This window comes from Bacillus sp. AFS012607, from assembly GCF_002558005.1.
GTDB lineage: Bacteria > Bacillota > Bacilli > Bacillales > Bacillaceae_G > Bacillus_A > Bacillus_A thuringiensis_S.
The window spans coordinates 1-4,340 of record NZ_NTVM01000067.1 but is presented as its reverse complement, the minus strand read 5'-3'; the positions used below and the strand labels follow the sequence as shown (position 1 = coordinate 4,340).

Sequence of the window (4,340 nt, the reverse complement as noted above, 5' to 3'; positions counted from 1 at the left end):
ATACGCACTCTCTTTTTGCATACGCTCATAATACTTTTGATTCTTCCAACTTTCATATTCACTTTTAAAAGCGCCTTCCACTTTTCTCATAGAATACTGAATAGATACATTCTGCTGAAATTTTCGAAATGACTTTGATTTTTTCATGTGATGGATTCTTTTTTGTTCTTTATCATATGCCTTCATTTCTTGTAAAAAGGCGTTACCCATTCTTTTATACAAATCATTGATTTTGTTCGTCTTGTAATTTTCATATTGCTTCTTATCATACTTTCCTTCCCCATATGCTTCTTTAAACACTTTCACTTCTTTATCTAACTTTTGAAGAAACTGATCGTAATCTTTTTTATGATGATGTTGAATATATCGCCTACTTAATTCATCAATTTCCGGCTTTAATGGCTGAATTGTATTGTAGCTATATTGCCACTGTCTTTTATCACTTGGTAACTGTTTATAGATTTGTAAAAACAATGGTTTCAAATGTTGATTACGCCAATCAAAAACGGAATCTTCTTTTTTCCTTCCCACCATATTGTTTCGAATCAGATCATTAATTTGTTTTTGTTCCTGCTTACGATCTAACAAATTACTTACGACTTTACCCTTCATTGCATCTAATGTTTTTGGTTTTCTTTTGCCACGTTCTCTCGTTGGAAATGGTTCAACAGTTGCTACATGAATATGAATATTATCCGTATTAAAGTGAATGGCTGCCGACCAGATAGAGCTTTTTTCCAAACCCTCTCTTTTTTGCATTTCCTTCATCGCAAGCCGTGTTACATCCATTAACTTTTTTTCATCCAATGTTTTTGTTTTCTCATCATAAATTCCTTGTTTCTCTAACCAGGGATTATGAAAAGAAATGACATCTTGCCACATAATACTTCCATTCTCATGGGCGGTTTTAAACATTTCCTTTAAGGACTTTTTTTCACTTTCTGTTAAACGCTTTGCGTGTTCCGTAAATAGTGCCGATGTCTTTTCTGAATCCCCCATATAATCTTGATACGTTTCGAACATTTTCGGATTCAGCTTCACTTCACCTTTCGCTTCCTCTCGATCTACATAATCAATATAGTTCTGAAACGCATCGGAACTTGGTAACACAAATTTCGTTTTTAAAACAACACCTGGTGTGACGGAAGACTTAACAGGAACCGCATTACTCATTTTCAACATCCTGCATCATCATCTGAATAAACTCATTCATCTTTTCCATTGCACTATAACAATCACTCATCATATGGATATTCTTTTCAATGAGATTTTCTAATTCCATTTCCCTTTTATTTTGTTGCTGAAAAAATGCCAGCATTTCAATTTGAGCTTTCAAAAATTTTTGCCGGGATATTCCCTTTCTCTTTGCAATTTCATCTATTTTCTTTAAGGCAACTGGATCTATATCTCTTATTTTTAGATTCACAATTTCCGCTCCTTTCTGCAATTCTGGGTAGAGATCAAAAAATAGTGAGAAGAGCATAAGGGGTTTCTGCCCCCACCGTGGGTGTGGGGCTAGGCGGAGCCTAGCGAAACGATGGGGGCAAGAAAATCCTCTAGGTGAGTACTCACTGATGACACAAATTAAACTGCTGAGTACTCACTGACGATACAAAAACCAACAGATGAGCACTCAGTGAGTACTCAAATATCACTGGTGAGTACTCACTGACGACATGACTTTTTTCACTTTTTATTAATTTCTTGTGCCTTTTGCTCTAACTTTTTGATTTTATCTCGTGCGATTTTTTGTTCGCCTTTAAACAATTCCACGTTCTTTTCTGATGATTTTATTTTTGATTCTAAGGATGCTATTTTTGATTGTGTTTCCGTTTTTTCTGCTTCCGTTTGGTACTTCATTTCATCTTGTAATTCTTTTACTTTTTCATAAACTGTCTTCGCATTTTCTTCTTCCAGTTTGATTGCTTTCCCATAATTTTTTATCTTTGTTTCGATATCCTTTTTGTCCCTTTCTATAAAATCTAGCTCATATGTTTTTTTATCTTCAGCTATCAATTCGTCATTCGCTTTTGTTTTTCTTTGATCGGTAAAAATCGTCTGAACTAATTTATTCGGACTTTTTGTTGCTGCATTTTCTTCTTCAGATTCGTTTACATCTTGTGTGAATTTACGAATATCCATTTGTTCTTTTTCACCATTTTTATTGTAAATATCGAAAGCTAACGCTCCCCAATTCGGAGATAAGTCTTTTACTTCTACTACGTATTTTCCGTTCTCCTCATACAATACTTTGACAGGCAATTGAACACCTGGATTTGCTTTTTGCTGTGCTTTAAATGTATATCCTGTTTCCTCATATCCTTCTAATCGAAAGTAAATTTGTATAAAGTTTTTGTGTGGATTGTATTCCCTTTTCTCTACAATCAATTTCCCCATACCCGACAACTTAATTACTTTATTTGTCTCTGTATGAAATAGTTTTTCATCGTTTGGCATGTAAATTTTAGATGTTAAGAAAGCGAAGAAACCAAAAAATAGAAAGCTGATAATTGTTAAATAGATCCACGACTTATTTTTTCTTAGGTTGATTCTTTCACTCTTCTTACCAATTGCACCTATCACACTCTCACCCCACCTTTTTCGTTATAAAACTTTCATATTTAACTCTTCCACACTTGTAACTCGCCATGTTTCATTTTCTTTTTTCATGATGATTCGTAGCACATTGTTTACTTTTTCTTCTCGATTTTGCGTTGAATCTGTCGTGACATTTATAAATTCAGCTAACACATTTACTTCCTCTTTATCCGGTTCATTTTCTTGTAAATAAAACTTCATTTCTATTGGTTTTGTTTTATACGTATCTCCTAGTTCGTATTTATCAGTTGGATAAAATTGTTGTAAAAGTTCTTCACTCATAATGGATTTTGCTTTTTCTTTTCGCTCACTGTATCCTTCTTTTTCTCTGTGAAATGATAATTGTATAAACGTTTCGGCTGTCGATAAATACGCCCTTCTCTGTTGTTCTTGTGCTGAAGGAAGTACCTTATCCAGTCGTTTTTTTAAGTCTTCATTTTGCTTTGTTAGTAATTCATTTGAAAGTTTTAACTGTTTTTCTTTACCATCACTCATTGATTTTTTACTCAAATAAATATTAAAAGCTGTTACACCTACAACTAAAATGACAAACACAATAAACAAAGATTTTCGTTTATCTTTCATTCTTTTAGTCTCCTATTCTTTCGGTTTTTAGAACCTTCTTACATGACCAGAAAAGACCTTTTTCCAATACGGATTATTTAAATCTTCAATAGAAACACCTTTATTCGTTTGGCAACCAATGAAAGTATTTTTATCAATTACAATGCCCACATGTCCGTCATGCTTGTAGGTATCAAAGAAAATAACGTCACCTGGTTTCATATCATTTGCTGATACTTTTGTACCAATTTTATTTAATGTTTCCGTACTTACAGCGCCAATCGGACTGGTATACATCCCTACTTGTTCGAATGCCCAGCGTACAAAACTTGAACAATCAAATATCCCTCTTGCTATGTCATTTGTGTTACGTCCTCCACCAAATACATAGGTAGAACGCCCTATCCATTGGCGACCTACATCGGCAACTTTTGAACCGCTACTTCCGCCACTTCCTGGATTTCCTCCTCCACCAGAAACAACAGAACCCGGCTGATAATATTTTAAAACTGCATCAACGTACAATATATCGCCATAACACGCTTGATACGGTACGGCTTCTGGTCTAAGGCAATGATACATTCCTGTATGTTTTACTTTTTGATACTGTTGTTGTGAAAATTTGATTGCTAATTCTTTCGTGTACTTGCCACCATTTGCGCCAACAAAATCAAAAAATCCTGTCCCGAAATTGTAGGCTTGAAGGGCTGTTTTAATATGATCCATATCCCCAGGACTCGTTACTCCGGCTCTTTCTATCGCATGTTTAAACTCCTGTACACCAGCCCAAATACTGTAGTCTGGATCTGTAATACAGTTTGGTGATTTACAATATTTCGTATTAAAAGCCCCCTCTGATGATTGCATTGGATCGCTACCTCGTCCTCCGCTTTCTTGCATCATTTGAGCAAGCATTAAAGCGACAAACGGTTCTACACCAAAGGCTTTCGCATGCTTCCGAATCGTTGGCTCCCATTTTAAAACTTCGGGCGAAACATTCATGACTTGCCCTTCACCTGTATACGTAATATCACCTGTGTCTGTTCCACTATCGCTCCCCATTGCTGCTATGAAAATACTAACCACTCCAAGTAAAAGAAAAGAAAAAAGACCCATCACAAGTAGTGCTAAAGTGATGAGCCATTTCTTTGGTATAACCTTTAAAACTAGATGCATAG

General features: G+C 35.2%; 5 protein-coding genes. All 5 read right to left on the bottom strand.

Annotation, left to right across the window (positions count from 1 at the left end; genetic code table 11):
- Positions 1–1,173: MobP2 family relaxase (gene mobP2 / locus CN409_RS30655; protein WP_098217971.1), on the bottom strand; the 1,173-nt coding region annotated here is incomplete at its 3' end.
- Entirely contained in the window at positions 1,166–1,426 is a 261-nt protein-coding gene (locus CN409_RS30650) for a hypothetical protein (protein WP_031312453.1), read from the bottom strand. The genes CN409_RS30650 and mobP2, both read right to left, overlap by 8 nt.
- A 260-nt stretch (positions 1,427–1,686) precedes the next feature.
- Positions 1,687–2,583, bottom strand: a complete 897-nt coding sequence (locus tag CN409_RS30645) for a hypothetical protein (protein ID WP_098217970.1) — start codon at positions 2,581–2,583, stop codon at positions 1,687–1,689.
- A gap of 21 nt (positions 2,584–2,604) precedes the next feature.
- Positions 2,605–3,183 (bottom strand): hypothetical protein, encoded by a 579-nt coding sequence (locus tag CN409_RS30640; RefSeq protein ID WP_017674551.1) that lies wholly within the window; start codon positions 3,181–3,183, stop codon positions 2,605–2,607.
- 27 nt (positions 3,184–3,210) lie between these two features.
- Positions 3,211–4,338 (bottom strand): bifunctional lytic transglycosylase/C40 family peptidase, encoded by a 1,128-nt coding sequence (locus CN409_RS30635; protein ID WP_071714078.1) that lies wholly within the window; start codon positions 4,336–4,338, stop codon positions 3,211–3,213.
- Positions 4,339–4,340 lie beyond the last annotated feature (2 nt).